Origin of the sequence: Acidovorax sp. FG27 (assembly GCF_040365715.1) — a bacterium.
Classification (GTDB): Bacteria; Pseudomonadota; Gammaproteobacteria; order Burkholderiales; family Burkholderiaceae_C; genus Paracidovorax.
The window spans coordinates 82,554-98,740 of sequence record NZ_BAABVY010000012.1 but is presented as its reverse complement, the minus strand read 5'-3'; the positions used below and the strand labels follow the sequence as shown (position 1 = coordinate 98,740).

Sequence of the window (16,187 nt, the reverse complement as noted above, 5' to 3'; positions counted from 1 at the left end):
GGCGCGCGTCAGCTCAGCAGGCGCTCGGGGTTGGCGTCGATCTTGGCCAGCGCGTCGCGCGTGGCGCGCGTGGTGATGCCTTCCTCGTCCTGCCCCACCAGCAGGCCGGCCTGCAGGTAGGCGCCCAGCCGCTGAAGTTGCAGCAGGTAGCTGCTGCCGTCGGTGGTGGCGAAGAGGTGCAGCTGCTTGCGTTCGCTGTGCCAGATGTACTGCACCTGGGCCGATGCGCCGCTATGGTCCAGCGTGAACCAGTTGCCGAGCGGCAGCTGGTGGGCCCAGGCCAGCATCTCGGGCTGCACCGCCGTGCCGTTGTCGGCCATCACGTGGATGGACGAGGCGTCGATGCCCAGCAGCATCTCGATGCTGTCGGTGTTGAGCGGCATCTCGCCGAGCGTGGCGTCGGTCAGGTAGTCCTCCAGGTGCGCCAGCCGGCGCGCGATGGCGTCGATCTGGGCCTGCGGGATGGACGCAGTCTTGGAGAGGAAGGCATCGGTGAGCGTGTCGGTGAGCACCTTCACCTGCGCGTCCTGCGCCTGGCCATGCATGCCCACGAGCGCCAGTCCGCGCCGCACGTGCTGCAGCAGCGAGGGCAGCGCCTGGATGACCTTGGCGCGGTCGGCGCGCTGCGGCTTGGCGCTGGCCGCCCACACCAGGTCGGCCGCCGTCTGCTTGAGCACGGCCGTGTCGGCATGCTGCGGGCCGTCGCGCACGGCGGACATGGCCAGCACCTCGGCCCAGGTCTTGAAGAGGAATTCGCGGATCTCGTCGCGCACCGGCATGTCCTTGAGCATGGTGCGCAGCTCGATGGTGTACTGGATCGCCAGCGCCTCCTTCTGCTCGACCTGCTGCGCGACGGTGACCACGCGGGCGGTGGACTGCTTCTCGGTGAGGAAGCGAGAGAGGAATTTCTCGAATTCGTCGTACACCAGCTGGAACACGCGCTGGCCGGTCTCGGGGTACTGCTCGATCACCTGCACCACGCGGCGGATCTCGGCCTCCATGGCGCTGCCGCTGATGGCCGAGGCGTCGAAGCCCAGCACCACGGCGCCCATGCGGTCGATGAGCTGCCGCGCCGGGTGGGCCAGGTCGCTGAAGAACTCGGGCTCGGCCAAGGCCACGCGCAGCACCGGCACCTGCAGGCGGGCGAACCAGACCCGCACCGACGGGGGCAGGCGGTCCTCGCTCAGGATGCTCTGGAACATCAGCGCCACCACCTCGATGACGGCCTTCTCGCTGGGCGTGCCGGCCTTTTGCTTGAGCTCGGCCGAGCGCTCGCGCACCTCGCCCGCCAGGCGCACCACGGCCACCGGGCTGTAGTCCTGCACCAGGACGCCGCCGCCCGCGGCGTCGTAGAAGCTGTCGGCCTGCAGGCGCTGCGCGGCCAGCGCCTGCGCCAGCGCGGCCGAGGCGGGTATGGCGGGACGGCCACCGCCCGCGCCGCCCATGCCGGCAGGCCGGGTGGCGCCAGGGGCGAGCGTGGCGCCGAAGACCGAGGGGTCGATGCCGCTCCCCGGCTGCAGCAGCAACCGGCGCAGCTGGTTCATCACCCCCTGCGCGCGCTGCCGCGCCCGCACGAGCGGCGTGGCGAAGAGGCCCGGCGCCGATCCGCCCGTCGGGGCGGCGGGCGGGTTGAAGCCGGACCGCCGGGCGGCCATCGCCTCGCGGGAGGCTGCCAGCATCTGGCTGGCGAGGCCGCCGGCCACGGAGCTGGACGGCGCCAGGGGGCTCGCGGCGCTCACAGGCGCCACGGCGCCCGCGCCGGTGGCGGGCGCGTCGGCCGCACGGCGCACGCGGGCACGCAGATCGCCGTCCGCCTGTATGCCCTGGGCGTTCAGGAACGCCACCGCCTCCTCGCACTGCGACCGCACGAGGTCCGCCAGCCCCTTTTGCAGCGGGTCTAGCACCAGCTGCAGATCGGCACGCAGCAGCCCCGCATGCACCCACTGGTCCAGCACGGCCAGGCACTGCACCTCGGGCCGCAGGAGATCGCGCGCGTCCAGCTCCTGACCCTCCACCTGCATGACGAGGCGGCGCAATATGTCGTCCTGGCCGCCGGCATGCTCGGCCACGACGAGCGCCAGGCGCGAAGCGAAGATCTTGTTCTCGACCATGTCGTCGGTGACCAGCTCGAAGCTGTCGGCCCCCAGGGCGAGGGGCCCGGGCGACGTGCTGACCAGCGGCGCCAGGCTGCTGCGCCAGGCCTGGGCCAGGCCCTCGATCCACTTCGACCGGAACAGGTGGTAGCGTCTTCCCGCCTCTCGGTGGCTCTGCACGGCCGCCGGGGAGGCCGAGACGGCGGGCGTCTCGTCGAAGAAGCCCTGCAGCCGCCGGTCGAGCGCCGGCAGTCCGGCGCACAGGCCCTCCGCGAACCGGTGCCGCACCAGGCGGGTCAGGCGGCGGAATGGAACGGGAGGCGGCGTGGCTGCTGGCATACGCGTTCGATCTTAGTCGCGCGGCCCCCGGGGCCGAAAGCATGGTGAACCCTGGCACACGGCACGCGGGGACACTGCTGCGCGGCCGCCGGAGCGGCAGGCCCGCGAGGACTGGGCGAACACGGCCACGGCGGGCGCCGGGAACGGGGTCAGACCGCCGCGCCGGCGTTCGGATCGTTCGGGTCGCCTTCCTTGCGGGCCGGCGTCTTGACCAGGTCTTCGCGCTTCACGCCCAGCCACATGGCGATGGCGGCGGCCACGAACACCGACGAGTAGATGCCGAACAGGATGCCGATGGTCAGCGCCAGCGCGAAGTAGTGCAGGCTCGGGCCGCCGAAGAAGAACATCGAGAGCACCACCGCCTCGGTCGAGGCGTGGGTGATGATGGTGCGGCTCATCGTGCTGGTGATGGCATGGTCGATCACCTCGTGCGTGTTCATCTTGCGGTACTTGCGGAAGGCCTCGCGGATCCGGTCGAAGATCACGACCGACTCGTTGACCGAATACCCCAGCACCGCCAGCACGCCGGCCAGCACGGCGAGCGAGAACTCCCACTGGAAGAAGGCGAAGAAGCCCAGGATGATGACCACGTCGTGCAGGTTGGCGATCACCGCCGCCACGCCGAACTTCCACTCGAAGCGGAAGGCCAGGTAGATCACGATGCCCAGCACCACCACGCCCAGCGCCATCAGGCCGCCGTGCACCAGTTCCTCGCCCACCTGCGGGCCGACGAATTCGGTGCGGCGCAGCGTCACCTCGGGGTCGGCCGCCTTCAGGGCGCCCAGCACCTGCTCGCTCTGCTGGGCCGAGGTGACGCCCTTTTGCACCGGCAGGCGGATCATCACGTCGCGCGAGGTGCCGAAGTTCTGCACGATAACCTCGGGGTAGCCGAGCTTCGTCACCGTGTCGCGGACCTTGCCGATGTCGGCGGTCTGCGTGTAGGCCACCTCCATCACCGTGCCGCCAGTGAATTCGACCGACAGGTGCAGCCCCCGGGTGACCAGGAAGAACACCGCCAGTGCGAACGTCAGGAAGGAAATCGCGTTGAGGACCAACGCGTACTTCATGAACGGGATGTCTTTTTTGATGCGGAAAAATTCCATGGACTCAGCTTCCTCAGACGTTCTTGGCAACGGTGCCGGTGCCAGGAACCGCATCGGGAGCGGGCTTCCATACCTGGCCGATGGACACGCTCTTGAGCTTCTTCTTGCGGCCATACCAGAGGTTGACCAGGCCGCGCGAGAAGAACACGGCCGAGAACATGCTGGTCAGGATGCCGATGCAGTGCACCACCGCGAAGCCGCGCACCGGGCCGGAGCCGAAGGCGAGCAGCGCCAGGCCGGCGATCAGCGTGGTGACGTTGGAGTCGAGGATCGTCGCCCAGGCCCGCTCGTAACCCGCATGGATGGCCGCCTGCGGCGCGACGCCCGCGCGCAGTTCCTCGCGGATGCGCTCGTTGATCAGCACGTTGGAGTCGATGGCGACACCCAGCGCCAGCGCCAGCGCGGCGATGCCGGGCAGCGTGAGCGTGGCCTGCAGCATCGACAGGATGGCCAGCAGCAGCAGCACGTTCACCGACAGCGCGATGGACGAGATCACGCCGAAGAGCGCGTAGTAGATGCACATGAACACCGAGATGGCGACGAAGCCCCAGACCACGCTGTGGATGCCGCGCTGGATGTTGTCTTCGCCCAGGCTCGGGCCGATGGTGTATTCCTCGATGATTTCCATGGGCGCGGCCAGCGAGCCGGCGCGCAGCAGCAGCGAGGTGTCGTTGGCTTCCGCCGTGGTCATGCGGCCGGAGATCTGCACGCGGCCGCCACCGATCTCGCTGCGGATGACCGGCGCGGTGACGACTTCGCCCTTGCCCTTTTCGAACAGCACGATGGCCATGCGCTTGCCGATGCTCTCGCGCGTGATGTCGCGGAAGATGCGCGAGCCCTTGGCGTCGAGCGTCAGGTTGACGGTGGCTTCCTGCGTCTGGCCGTCGAAGCCGGGCTGCGCGTCGGTCAGGTTCTCGCCGGTCAGGATGACCTGCTTCTTCACGATGATCGGCTGGCCGTTGCGGTCCAGGTACTTCTCGGAGCCGAAGGGCACGGGGCCGGAGCCCATTTCGGCGGAGCGCGCATCGGCGCCCTCGTCCACCATGCGCACTTCCAGCGTGGCGGTGCGGCCCAGGATGTCCTTGGCCTTGGCCGTGTCCTGCACGCCGGGCAGCTGCACGACGATGCGGTCCAGACCCTGCTGCTGGATCACCGGCTCGGCCACGCCGAGCTCGTTGATCCGGTTGTGCAGCGTGGTCATGTTCTGCTTGAGCGCCTGCTCCTGCACCTTGCGCACCGCTTCGGGCTTGATGGTGGCGCGCAGCAAGAAGCCGCTGCCGTCCGGCGTGCTGGTGGTCTGCAGGTCCTGGAACTGGTCGGAGACCAGGTTGCGCGCGGCCGTCAGCGTGGCTTCGTCGCGCACGCGGATGTCCACCGTCTGGCCGTCGCGGCTGATGCCGCCGTGGCGGATGTTTTTATCGCGCATGGTGGTGCGCAGGTCGCCCGCCAGCGACTCGGCCCGCTTGGTCAGCGCGGCCTGCATGTCCACCTGCAGCATGAAGTGCACGCCGCCGCGCAGGTCCAGCCCCAGGTACATGGGGCGGGCGTGCAGCGCGGTCAGCCAGGCGGGCGAGCGCGAGACGAGGTTCAGCGCCACGATGTAGGGCGGATCGTTCGCGTCGGGGACCAGGGCACGCTGGATGGCGTCCTTGGCCTTGAGCTGGTTGTCGGGCGTGTCGAAGCGCGCACGCACCGAGTTGCCTTCCAGCACGATCTGGTCGGCGGTGACGCCCGCCGCCTGCAGCGCCGCTTCCACGCGCTGCTGCACGGCCGTGTCCACCTTGACGGTCGCCTTGGCCGACGAGACCTGCACCGCAGGCGCTTCACCGAAGAAATTGGGCAGGGTGTAGAGCACCCCCACCAGCAGGACGATCACCAGGATCGCGTATTTCCAGACCGGGTAACGGTTCATGATCGCGCTCTTTACTCAGTTATCCATGAGCCCAGGCCAGCGGACGCCGCGCAAGGGCCGCCCCGCAGCGCTGGCGTCGTCCCCCTTCCCATCACGCAGTGATGAGAGAAGGGGGAAGCGGCGCAGCCGCTCAGGGGGTTGTCCTCTATCCAGGGGGTTGTCCTTTACTTCACCGTGCCCTTGGGCAGCACCTGCGCCACGGCGCTGCGCTGGACCTGCACTTCCACGCCCGAGGCGATCTCCAGGTGCAGATAGCCTTCCGAGAGGCGCGACACTCGGCCCAGCAGGCCGCCGGAGGTCGCCACTTCATCGCCCTTGGCGATGGCTTCGATCATGGCGCGGTGCTCTTTCTGGCGCTTCATCTGGGGCCGGATCATGATGAAGTACAGCACCACGAACATGAGCACCAGCGGCAGCATGCCGGTGAGCGAGCCCATCAGGCCGCCGCCGGTGGCGGTGGCGGCGGGGGCGGTCTGGGCGAAGGCGGAAGAAATGAACACGGCGGGAAGCTCCACGGAGTGAGGGGTCGATTCGGACGCCCGCGCTGCGGCCAACGCGGCCGGGCGGGCGTAACCGGGCATTGTATTCGGGGCCGCCGAAAGTGGCCGGCCATAACCCGCCCCCTGCCGGGCTTTCGCGGGCCAGGCGCCGATGCGGACCGCCCAACCATGCCCAAAAACAGCTCCAGCGCTTGTGGAACAAGCGCTGGAAGCTATGCTTTTAATAGCAGATCGGCGGGGCGACCGGTTGGCACCGCCGGGTCACGCCATGCGGCGCTCGGCCTGCGGGTCGCGCCACTGCGCCATCAGGTCCGCCCACTGCGGCCGCACGGCCTTCAAGTGGCGCTCTTTGACGTGGCCGTAGCCGCGGATGCCCTCGGGCAGGCTGGCGATCTCCACGGCCAGCGGCAGGCGTTCGGCCGTCAGCCCGGCGATCACCTCGTCGATGGCGGCGCGGTATTCGCCGATCAGCGCGCGCTCGGTGCGGCGCTCCTCGGTGCGGCCGAACGGGTCGAGCGCCGTGCCGCGCAGGCCTTTGAGCCGGGCCAGCACCGCGAAGGCGCGGCGCATCCAGGGGCCGTAGGCCTGCTTGACCAGCTCGCCCTTGTCGTTCTTGCGGGCCGTGAGCGGTGGCGCCAGGTGGTGCACCACGCGGTAGTCGCCCACGAACATGCCGTCGATCTTCGCGGCGAAGGCGGCGTCGGTGTGCAGCCGGGCGACTTCGTATTCGTCCTTGTACGCCATCAGCTTGAAGAGGTAGCGGGCCACGGCTTCGCTCAGCCGCGTGGCGGGCGAAGCGCCCAGCCGCGCTTCCGCCGCCTGCACCTTGCCGACGAAGGCCTGGTACTCGGCCGCATAGGCCGCGTTCTGGTAGGCGGTGAGGAACTCCACGCGCCGGGCGACCATTTCCGCCAGGCCGGGCTTCTTCACGAACTGGATGACCTGAGCGGCCTTGAACAGCGCCTGCACCGACGCCAGGTCGTGCGCGCAGCGGCGGCCCCATTCGAAGGCGGCCTGGTTGTTCTGGACCTGCACGCCGTTCAGTTCCATCGCCCGCATCAGCGCGGCATGCGACAGCGGCACCCGGCCCTGCTGCCAGGCATAGCCCAGCATCAGCGGGTTGGTGTAGATGCTGTCGCCCAGCAACTGCACGGCGACCTGGTCGGCATCGAACGCGCCCAGGCCCTGCGGCCCCACGGTGCCGGCGATGGCGGCCTCGCAGCTGCCGGCCGGGAACTGCCAGTCGGGGTTGTGCACGAAGGACGCCGAGGGCGTGCCGTGCGTGTTCAACGCCACATAGGTGCGGCCCGGCTGCATGGCGGCCAGCGTGGTCTTGGTGGCGGCGACGATGGGGTCGCAGCCGATGACGAGGTCGGCCTTGGCCGTGTCCACCTTGGTGGTGTAGATGGCATCCGGCCGGTTGGCGATCTGGATGTGGCTCCAGGTGGCGCCGCCCTTTTGCGCCAAGCCCGCCGCGTCCTGCGTGACCACGCCCTTGCCGTCCAGGTGCGCGGCCATGCCCAGCAGCGAGCCGATGGTGATGACCCCCGTGCCGCCCACGCCGGCCACGACGATGCCCCAGGCGCTCTCGGCCACGGGCAGCACGGGTTCGGAGATGGGCGGCAGCAGCGACAGATCGCCCTTCTTCTCCTTCTTCGGCTTCTTCAGCTGGCCACCCTCGACGGTGACGAAGCTGGGGCAGAAGCCCTTCACGCAGGAATAGTCCTTGTTGCAGCTGTTCTGGTTGATGCGGCGCTTGCGGCCGAATTCGGTTTCCACCGGCTCGACAGACAGGCAGTTGGACTGCACCGAGCAGTCGCCGCAGCCCTCGCACACCAGCTCGTTGATGACGACGGTCTTGTCGGGCGTGGCGAGCGTGCCGCGCTTCCTGCGGCGGCGCTTTTCGGTGGCGCAGGTCTGGTCGTAGATGATGGCCGTGCAGCCGGGGATCTCGCGCAACTCGCGCTGGATGCGGTCGAGCTCGTCGCGGTGGTGCACCGTCACGCCGTCGGCGAGCTGCACGCCGTCGTACTTTTGCGGCTCGTCGGTCACGATGACCAGCTTGGCCACGCCCTCGGCCTTCAGGCTGGCCATGATCTGCAGCACCGAGTGCCCCTCGGGCCGCTCGCCCACCTGCTGGCCGCCGGTCATGGCGACGGCATCGTTGTAGAGCACCTTGTAGGTGATGTTGGTGCCCGCCGCGATGCTCTGGCGGATGGCCAGCAGGCCGCTGTGGAAGTAGGTGCCGTCGCCCAGGTTGGCGAAGACGTGGTTCTCGGTGGTGAACGGCGCCTGGCCGACCCAGGTGACGCCCTCGCCGCCCATCTGGGTGAAGGTGGACGTGTTGCGGTCGGGCATCCAGTTGACCATGTAGTGGCAGCCGATGCCGGCCACGGCGCGGGAGCCCTCGGGCACGCGGGTGCTGGTGTTGTGCGGGCAGCCGCTGCAGAACCAGGGCGTGCGGTCGCCGGTTTCGCCCTTCAGCTCGGCCATGCCGCGTTCGCGCGCGTCGATCACGGCCAGACGCTCGTCCATGCGGGCCGCCACGTCGGCCGGCACGCCCAGTTTCTTCAGGCGCTTGGCGATGGCGCGGGCGATGATGGCGGGCGTCAGGTCGGCCTTGGGGCGCAGCAGCCAGTTCTGGCTGGGGTTGGGCATGCTCCACTCGCCGCCGGAGTTGTCGCCCGGCACCTCGTCGAACTTGCCCAGCACGTTGGGGCGCACGTCGGCACGCCAGTTGTAGAGCTCTTCCTTCAGCTGGTATTCGATGACCTGGCGCTTTTCCTCCACCACCAGGATCTCCTGCAGCCCCTGGGCGAAGTCGCGGGTGATGGTCGCCTCCAGCGGCCAGACCACGTTCACCTTGTGCAGGCGAATGCCCAGCTGGTGGCAGACGTCATCGTGGAGCCCCAGGTCGATGAGCGCCTGGCGCGTGTCGTTGAAGGCCTTGCCGCTGGCGATGATGCCGAAGCGGTCCTGCGAGCCGGCGATGACGTTGTAGTTGAGCCGGTTGGCGCGGATGTACGCGAGCGCGGCGTACCACTTGTAGTCCATGAGGCGCGCTTCCTGCTCCAGCGGCGCGTCGGGCCAGCGGATGTGCAGGCCGCCGGGCGGCATGGCGAAGTCCTCGGGCAGCACGATCTTCACGCGGTCCGGGTCCACCGAGACGCTGCTGGACGACTCCACCACCTCCTGGATGGTCTTCATGCCCGACCACACGCCGGAGAAACGGCTCATGGCGAAGGCGTGCAGCCCCATGTCCAGGATGTCCTGCACGCTGCTGGGAAAGAACACCGGCAGTCCGCAGGCCTTGAAGATGTGGTCGCTCTGGTGCGGCGCCGTGCTGCTCTTGCTGATGTGGTCGTCGCCCGCGATGGCGATCACGCCGCCGTGCTTGGACGTGCCGGCCATGTTGGCGTGCTTGAACACGTCGGAGCAGCGGTCCACGCCGGGGCCCTTGCCGTACCAGATGCCGAACACGCCGTCGAACTTCTTCGACTGCGGGTACAGGTCCAGCTGCTGCGTGCCCCACACGGCCGTGGCGCCCAGCTCTTCATTCACGCCGGGCTGGAAGACGATGTGGTTGGCCGCCAGGTGCTTCTTGGCCGACCACAGCGCCTGGTCGTAGGTGCCCAGCGGGCTGCCGCGGTAGCCGCTGATGAAGCCGGCGGTGTTCAGGCCGGCGATCGCGTCGCGCTGGCGCTGCAGCATGGGCAGGCGGACGAGGGCCTGCACGCCGCTCATGAACGCACGGCCTTCAGGTAGCGCGTATTTGTCGTCAAGAGTCACTGTCTCGATCGCGCGGCGGATGTGCTCTGGCAGCGGGGCGTTCATGGGGTTTTTCCTATCGTGGTGGGCGGCGCTTCGTGGGCGCTGGGGTCGGGCACGCGCCGGGTCGGCGGGCGCCCTGGTGCTTCAGGGCAGTTTAGGCACGCGGGGCGGATATGTCCTTTCTCATTCGTGCCGTGTTTACCCTCGTTTCAGAAAGATCCTTTCTTGAAACAATCCAAGAATGGAAGAACTGGACAAATACGACCTGGCCATCCTCGAAGAACTGCAGACGGACGCCCGGCTGACCAATGCCGAGCTCGCCCAGCGGGTGGGCCTGTCGGCCGCGCCCTGCTGGCGCCGGGTGCGGGCGCTGGAGCAGGCCGGCTACATCAAGGGCTACCGGGCGGAGATCGACCGCCACAAGATCGGCCTGGGCGTGCTGGCCTTCGTGCGGCTGGACGCCGACCGCAGCACCGGCGGGCTGACGCGCGAGATGGAGCAGGCCATCGCGCAGATTCCGGAGGTGGTGGCCTGCCACTACATCAGCGGCACCGGCACCTTCGAATTGCAGGTGGTGGCGCGTGACCTGGACAGCTTCTCGCAGTTCGCCCGCAACGTGCTGCTGAACCTGCCCAACGTGAAGGACATGCACACCAGCTTTTCGCTGGGCGAGGTGAAGGCCAGCGGCGCGCTGCCGCTGTCGCACCTGCGGCCCGCGCCCCGAAAATAAGCGCCATATCGCCCTCCCGCGCCCATTCATCATGGGCTTATAGCTATTATTTTCATAGCAAACCAGCAGGCAGCCCGCACCCCGGCCGCCTGCACCACAATACCGCCCATGCTCAGCCTTCAAGACATCCAAGCCGCCGCCGCCCGCCTGCAGGGCCAGGTGCTCGACACCCCGTGCGTCGAATCGCAGACGCTCTCGCAGATCGTCGGCGCCCAGGTGTTCCTCAAGTTCGAGAACCTGCAGTTCACGGCCACCTTCAAGGAACGCGGTGCCTGCAACAAGCTCAGCCAGCTGTCGGCCGAAGAGCGCGCCGGCGGCGTGATCGCCATGAGCGCCGGCAACCACGCCCAGGGCGTGGCCTACCACGCGCAGCGCCTGGGGCTGAAGGCCGTGATCGTGATGCCGCGCTTCACCCCCGGCGTGAAGGTGGAGCGCACACGCGGCTTCGGCGCCGAAGTCGTGCTGCATGGCGACACGCTGGAAGAAGCCCGCGCCCACGCCTATGCGCTGGCCGAGCAGCGCGGGCTGACCTTCGTGCACCCCTACGATGACGAGGCCGTGGCCGCCGGCCAGGGCACGCTGGGCCTGGAGATGCTGCGCGCCGTGCCCGACCTGGACACGCTGGTCATCGCCGTGGGCGGCGGCGGGCTGATCGCCGGCATCGCCACCGCCGCCAAGGCGCTGAATCCGGCCATCGAGATCGTGGGCGTGCAGACCTCGCGCTTTCCGGCCATGGTCAATGCCGTCAAGGGCACGCACTACGAACAGGGCACCTCGACCATCGCCGAGGGCATCGCGGTGGGCCGGCCCGGCAAGATCACGCAGGAGATCATCACCCGCCTGGTGGACGACCTGGTGCTGGTGGACGAGGGCGACATCGAGCAGGCGGTGCTGATGCTGCTGGAGATCGAGAAGACGCTGGTTGAAGGCGCCGGCGCCGCGGGCCTGGCCGCGCTGCTGCGCTACCCGGAGCGCTTCCGGGGCCGCAAGATCGGCCTCGTCCTCTGCGGCGGCAACATCGATCCGCTGCTGCTGGCGGCCATCATCGAACGCGGCATGGTGCGCTCGGGCCGGCTGGCGCGCATCAAGGTCAGCGTGCGCGACGTGCCCGGCGCGCTGGCGCGCATCACCGCCACCGTGGCGGAGGCCGGCGCCAACGTGGAAGAGGTGCACCACCAGCGGGCCTTCACCATGCTGGCCGCGCAGAACGTGGAGATCGAACTGGTGCTGCAGACCCGGGGCCACGCCCATGCCCAGCAGGTGATGGAGCAGTTGCGCAGCGCGCAGATGCAGGTCGAGCTCATGTAGCAGCCCGGGCGGGGCCGCCGGGCCGGCCGATCGCTGCAGGACGCCACCGTGCCGCCTTGTAGGAAAACGCCGCCGTTCGGCGAGAAAACCCCGATCTTTCACAGGCCGTTGCATCCGGCGCCCCCGTTTTCGGCACACTGCCCACCCATGCAAAAACCACAACGACGCCACTTCCTGCGCACCCTCGGCCGCGGCGCCGCGCTGGCTTCCGCCGGCGGCCTGGGCCTGAACTGGACCCAGGCCTTCGCCGCCATGAAGCCTCTGGGCCAGCCCCGCACTTTCGACTTCGCCGCGTTGAAGGGTGATGCCCGGGCGCTGGCCGCCAAGCCTTACACGCCGCCCGCGGGCACCATCCCGCCGTCGGTGTCGGCGCTGGACTGGGACCAGTACCAGTCGATGCAGTTTCAGGCCGACCATGCCCTGTGGGCGGACGAAAAGCTGCGCTTCCAGGCCAAGTTCTTCCACCTGGGCCTGTTCTTCAAGAAGCCCGTGCACATGTACGAACTGGCCAACGGCCAGGCGCAGGAGCTGGCCTATGACCCGGCCATGTTCGACTACGGCAAGAGCGGCCTGAAGGCCGGCGACCTGCCGCCCGACCTGGGCTTCGCGGGCTTTCGGCTCAACTTCCACACCGACCCGGTGCGCGACGTGGCGGCCTTCCTCGGCGCGAGCTACTTCCGCGCCGTGGGCGGCGAGTGGCAGTACGGCCTGTCGGCCCGGGGCCTGGCCATCGACACCGGCATGGAGCGGCCGGAGGAATTCCCCGACTTCACCGCCTTCTACCTCGAGCGGCCCGCTCCGGGCTCCAACACCGTCGTGGTGCTGGCGCTGCTCGACTCGCCCAGCATCACCGGCGCCTATCGCTTCGCCATCACCCCCGGCGACACCCAGGTGATGGAGATCGACGCCGCGCTCTACCCGCGCAAGGCCATCGAGCGGCTCGGCATCGCGCCCTGCACCAGCATGTTCCAGCACGGCGAGAACGACCGGCGCATGGCCAACGACTGGCGCCCGGAGATCCACGACTCCGACGGCCTGCAAATGTGGCGCGGCAACGGCGAATGGGTCTGGCGGCCCATCACCAACCCGCCGACCCTGCAGTTCAACGCCTTCGCCGACGAAAGCCCGCGCGGCTTCGGCCTGCTGCAGCGCGACCGCAATTTCGACCACTACCAGGACGACGGCGTGTTCTACGAGCGCCGCCCTTCGCTCTGGGTGGAGCCCAAGGCCGACTGGGGCAAGGGCTCGGTGCAGCTGGTGGAGATTCCCACCGTCGACGAGACCTTCGACAACGTGGTCACCTTCTGGAACCCCGAACGCAAGCCGCAGGCCGGCGAGGAATGGCTGATCGGCTACCGCCTGTTCTGGGGCGCCGACGCGCCGGCCAAGCCGCAGCTGGCACGCTGCGTGGCCACCCGCACCGGCTTGGGCGGCGTGGTGGGCCAGCCGCGCAAGTATTTCTCGTGGCGCTTCGCCGTGGACTTCGCGGGCGAGAGCCTGGCCGGCCTGGGCCGCGATGCCAAGGTGGAGCCGGTGATCACCGTCAGCCGGGGCCAGATCGAAATCACCTCGGCCCGGCCGCTGGACGCCGTCAACGGCTGGCGCGCCATGTTCGACGTGCGGCCGGACGACGACAGCACGGCGCCCATCACCATCCGCCTCTTCCTGCGGGAGAACGGCCGCCCCATCACCGAGACCTGGCTCTACCAGTGGGTACCCCCGGCCGCTGCAGACCGCAAGCTGGTCTGATCGGCGGCTGTGCCCTGGCATGGCCGGGCGGCCCGGCCCTCCGGGAAAGGCCGCATGCACCCCGGCCCCGGCGTGGCTAGAATTGCGTAACTTTTAGGCAGAACACCGCAGGAGACAACCGCATGGCCCACGACAGCACCACGGCACCCCACGCCGGCGAAACGCACGCACCCGACGCCATCGAGGCGATCGTGCCGCTCATGCCCATCGTGCTGCCCGCGGTCGGCGCGGTCATCATGTTCCTGCTGGCGTTCATCGCGATCTACATGGCCTGACCGTCCCCCGCCCTGGCATCGCCCGGAGCCCCGCCCAGCGGGGCTTTTTCTTTTTTCGACGCGCCCGTTCTTTGACATGAGGATCACCGCCATGAGAGATGGCCACGCACTCGTCCTGTTCTCCGGTGGGCAGGATTCCACCACCTGCCTGGCCTGGGCGCTGACCCATTTCGCGCGGGTCGAGACCATCGGCTTCGACTACGGCCAGCGCCACCAGATCGAGCTGACCGCCCGCACCGAGGTGCTGGGCGCCGTGCGCGAGCGCTTCCCGCAGTGGGCGGGCCGGCTGGGCGAGGACCACATGATCGACCTGGCCGTGCTGGGGCGGATCAGCGACACCGCCCTGACCCGCGACACCGCCATCCAGATGACGGAAGCCGGCCTGCCCAACACCTTCGTGCCCGGCCGCAATCTGCTGTTCTTGCAGCTGGCCGCGGCCGTGGGCTACCGCCGGGGCCTGCACACGCTGGTGGGCGGCATGTGCGAGACCGATTTCTCGGGCTACCCCGACTGCCGCGACGACACGCTCAAGGCGCTGCAGGTAGCCGTGTCGCTGGGCATGGGCCGGCGCTTCACCTTCGAGACGCCGCTCATGTGGATCGACAAGGCCGACACCTGGGAGCTGGCCCGGCAGCTGGGCGGCGATGCCCTGGTGGACGTCATCGTGCGCCAGTCGCACACCTGCTACCACGGCGTGCGCGACACGCTGCACGCCTGGGGCCATGGCTGCGGCGAGTGCCCGGCCTGCGCGCTGCGCCGCGCCGGATACGAGCGCTGGAAGGCCGGACACCGATAGCGGACCGTCCATGGGTGGCCGGAACGGGGCGATTAGAATGAGAACAATTCCCATCCACACGGTTTGTTCTCTCGGCGACCCTCCTGATGTCAGCCTCCTTGCACCCTTGCGCCGCTGCCGCCGTCGAAACCATCTATCGCGCTCACCACGGCTGGCTGCTGGGCTGGCTTCGCCGGCGGCTGGGCAGTGCGTCCCATGCGGCGGACCTGGCGCACGACACCTTCCTGCGGCTCATGGCGTCACGCGATGTCGTGGCGTTGCGCGAACCCCAGGCCTTCCTGCGCACGCTGGCGCACGGAGTGGTCGTCAACCACTGGCGCAGGCTCGACATCGAGCGCGCATGGAGCGAGGCGCTCGCCGCCCAGCCAGAACCGCAAGCGCCTTCCCCGGAAGAACGCGCGCTGGTGATGGAAACCCTCTGCCGCATCGATGCCATGCTGGGCCGGCTCAACCCCAAGGCCCGCAGCGCTTTTTTGCTGTCGCAGATCGATGGACTGACTTACGCGCACATCGGCCAGCAGCTCGGCGTGTCGGAGCGGATGGTGAAGAAGTACATGGCGCAAGCGATGCTGCAGTGCCTGCTGCTGGCCAGGGAATGAACAGCCACGCGGCCGACGAGCCGCCGGCCCTGGAGGATCTGCGGCAGGCAGCGGACTGGTTCGCCGTTCTCCAGGACGATCGCGTCACCGACGCGGACCGGCGCCAATGGCAGCGCTGGCTCGACACCGGGCCGCGCCAGCAGGCGGCATGGCGGCGGGTCGAAACAGTGGCCAGCGAGATGTCGGCAGTGTCGGGTCCCCTGGTGCGCCAGGCGCTGGAGGCCCGGCCTGCCGTGTCGCGCCGGCGGCGCGCCGTGCTGCGCGCCTTCCTGCTGGCGCCGGCAGCCGGCCTGGCCGGATGGGCGGTGACGCGCCAGGCGCCCTGGCAGGAATGGACGGCCGCCTACCGGACCGACACGGGCCAGCAGCGCGCCTGGACACTGGCGGATGGCAGCCAGTTGCTGCTCAATACCGCGACCGCCGTCGATGTGGACTATTCCGCCACGCTACGCCGCATCGTGCTGCACCGGGGAGAACTGCTCGTCACGTCCGGGCACGACACGCTGACGCCGCCACGCCCCTTGGTCGTGGACGTCGCCGCCGGGCGCCTGACGGCGCTCGGGACCCGTTTTGCGGTGCGAGATCAAGACGACGGCGCCTTCAGGGTGGCGGTCTTCGACGGCGCGGTGCAAGTACGCCCTGCCGGCGCCGCCCAAACCCGCGTTCTGCACGCCGGACAGCAGGTGCGCCTGCGGCGCGACGGCATCGACGCCCCGAGCGATGCGGCCGGCTACGCCGTGGATTGGCAGCAAGGCATGCTGGTGGCCGACGGCATGCGCCTGGGCGACTTCATCGCGGAACTGGCCCGCTACCGGCGCGGGCACCTTGCCTGCGCGCCCGAAGTGGCGGACCTCCGCATCGTGGGCGCCTACCCGCTGGCGGACACCGGCCGCGTGCTGGCGGCTCTCCAGTCGACCTTGCCGGTGCAGGTCCGGCAGCCTTGGCCGTGGTGGACCGTGGTCGAGGCGCCCGCTCCGCTTCGCTGAAATTTTTCTCGGGCAGCGGTTCCCTT

General features: G+C 69.1%; 12 protein-coding genes. 7 read left to right on the top strand and 5 right to left on the bottom strand.

Features of this window, described 5'->3' with window-relative positions; translation table 11 throughout:
- Positions 1–8: 8 nt before the first annotated feature.
- From ABWV53_RS16390 to ABWV53_RS16370, 5 genes are all read right to left on the bottom strand, one after another.
- Complete coding sequence (locus ABWV53_RS16390) at positions 9–2,432, bottom strand: DUF1631 family protein (protein WP_353367218.1); 2,424 nt, start codon at positions 2,430–2,432, stop codon at positions 9–11.
- Between the two features lie 149 nt (positions 2,433–2,581).
- Positions 2,582–3,535: a protein translocase subunit SecF gene (gene secF, locus ABWV53_RS16385; RefSeq protein WP_353367217.1), complete on the bottom strand. Its 954-nt coding sequence runs from the start codon at positions 3,533–3,535 to the stop codon at positions 2,582–2,584.
- A 13-nt stretch (positions 3,536–3,548) separates the two neighbouring features.
- Positions 3,549–5,447, bottom strand: coding sequence for a protein translocase subunit SecD (gene secD / locus ABWV53_RS16380; protein WP_353367216.1), 1,899 nt, complete (start codon positions 5,445–5,447; stop codon positions 3,549–3,551).
- Between the two features lie 164 nt (positions 5,448–5,611).
- Positions 5,612–5,947 carry a preprotein translocase subunit YajC gene (gene yajC, locus ABWV53_RS16375; RefSeq protein ID WP_056669574.1) on the bottom strand — a complete coding sequence of 112 codons (336 nt, stop codon included), beginning with the start codon at positions 5,945–5,947 and terminating at the stop codon, positions 5,612–5,614.
- A gap of 261 nt (positions 5,948–6,208) precedes the next feature.
- Entirely contained in the window at positions 6,209–9,781 is a 3,573-nt protein-coding gene (locus ABWV53_RS16370) for an indolepyruvate ferredoxin oxidoreductase family protein (protein ID WP_353367215.1), read from the bottom strand.
- A gap of 178 nt (positions 9,782–9,959) precedes the next feature.
- On the opposite strand from ABWV53_RS16370, the gene ABWV53_RS16365 reads away from it, so the two are divergent.
- The 7 genes from ABWV53_RS16365 to ABWV53_RS16335 all read left to right on the top strand — a co-directional run bounded on the left by ABWV53_RS16365 (position 9,960) and on the right by ABWV53_RS16335 (position 16,161).
- On the top strand, positions 9,960–10,448 hold the full coding sequence (locus ABWV53_RS16365; RefSeq protein WP_353367214.1) for an Lrp/AsnC family transcriptional regulator: 489 nt from the start codon (positions 9,960–9,962) through the stop codon (positions 10,446–10,448).
- A 108-nt stretch (positions 10,449–10,556) separates the two neighbouring features.
- On the top strand, positions 10,557–11,756 hold the full coding sequence (locus tag ABWV53_RS16360; protein ID WP_353367213.1) for a threonine ammonia-lyase: 1,200 nt from the start codon (positions 10,557–10,559) through the stop codon (positions 11,754–11,756).
- 147 nt (positions 11,757–11,903) lie between these two features.
- Positions 11,904–13,505, top strand: a complete 1,602-nt coding sequence (locus ABWV53_RS16355) for an OpgD/OpgG family glucan biosynthesis protein (RefSeq protein ID WP_353367212.1) — start codon at positions 11,904–11,906, stop codon at positions 13,503–13,505.
- Between the two features lie 122 nt (positions 13,506–13,627).
- Positions 13,628–13,780 carry a hypothetical protein gene (locus ABWV53_RS16350; RefSeq protein ID WP_200933137.1) on the top strand — a complete coding sequence of 51 codons (153 nt, stop codon included), beginning with the start codon at positions 13,628–13,630 and terminating at the stop codon, positions 13,778–13,780.
- Between the two features lie 91 nt (positions 13,781–13,871).
- Entirely contained in the window at positions 13,872–14,576 is a 705-nt protein-coding gene (queC, locus tag ABWV53_RS16345) for a 7-cyano-7-deazaguanine synthase QueC (protein WP_353367211.1), read from the top strand.
- A gap of 86 nt (positions 14,577–14,662) precedes the next feature.
- Positions 14,663–15,175 (top strand): sigma-70 family RNA polymerase sigma factor, encoded by a 513-nt coding sequence (locus ABWV53_RS16340; protein WP_353367210.1) that lies wholly within the window; start codon positions 14,663–14,665, stop codon positions 15,173–15,175.
- On the top strand, positions 15,172–16,161 hold the full coding sequence (locus ABWV53_RS16335) for a FecR domain-containing protein (RefSeq protein ID WP_353367209.1): 990 nt from the start codon (positions 15,172–15,174) through the stop codon (positions 16,159–16,161). The genes ABWV53_RS16340 and ABWV53_RS16335 overlap by 4 nt, the downstream gene beginning before the upstream one ends.
- Positions 16,162–16,187 lie beyond the last annotated feature (26 nt).

Coding starts and splice junctions, on each gene's coding strand:
- ABWV53_RS16360 (WP_353367213.1), top strand. CDS start 10,557: ATGCTCAGCCTTCAAGACATCCAAGCCGCCGCCGCCCGCCTGCAGGGC.
- ABWV53_RS16350 (WP_200933137.1), top strand. CDS start 13,628: ATGGCCCACGACAGCACCACGGCACCCCACGCCGGCGAAACGCACGCA.
- ABWV53_RS16355 (WP_353367212.1), top strand. CDS start 11,904: ATGCAAAAACCACAACGACGCCACTTCCTGCGCACCCTCGGCCGCGGC.
- secD (WP_353367216.1), bottom strand. CDS start 5,447: ATGAACCGTTACCCGGTCTGGAAATACGCGATCCTGGTGATCGTCCTG.
- queC (WP_353367211.1), top strand. CDS start 13,872: ATGAGAGATGGCCACGCACTCGTCCTGTTCTCCGGTGGGCAGGATTCC.
- ABWV53_RS16390 (WP_353367218.1), bottom strand. CDS start 2,432: ATGCCAGCAGCCACGCCGCCTCCCGTTCCATTCCGCCGCCTGACCCGC.
- ABWV53_RS16365 (WP_353367214.1), top strand. CDS start 9,960: ATGGAAGAACTGGACAAATACGACCTGGCCATCCTCGAAGAACTGCAG.
- ABWV53_RS16340 (WP_353367210.1), top strand. CDS start 14,663: ATGTCAGCCTCCTTGCACCCTTGCGCCGCTGCCGCCGTCGAAACCATC.
- ABWV53_RS16370 (WP_353367215.1), bottom strand. CDS start 9,781: ATGAACGCCCCGCTGCCAGAGCACATCCGCCGCGCGATCGAGACAGTG.
- secF (WP_353367217.1), bottom strand. CDS start 3,535: ATGGAATTTTTCCGCATCAAAAAAGACATCCCGTTCATGAAGTACGCG.
- ABWV53_RS16335 (WP_353367209.1), top strand. CDS start 15,172: ATGAACAGCCACGCGGCCGACGAGCCGCCGGCCCTGGAGGATCTGCGG.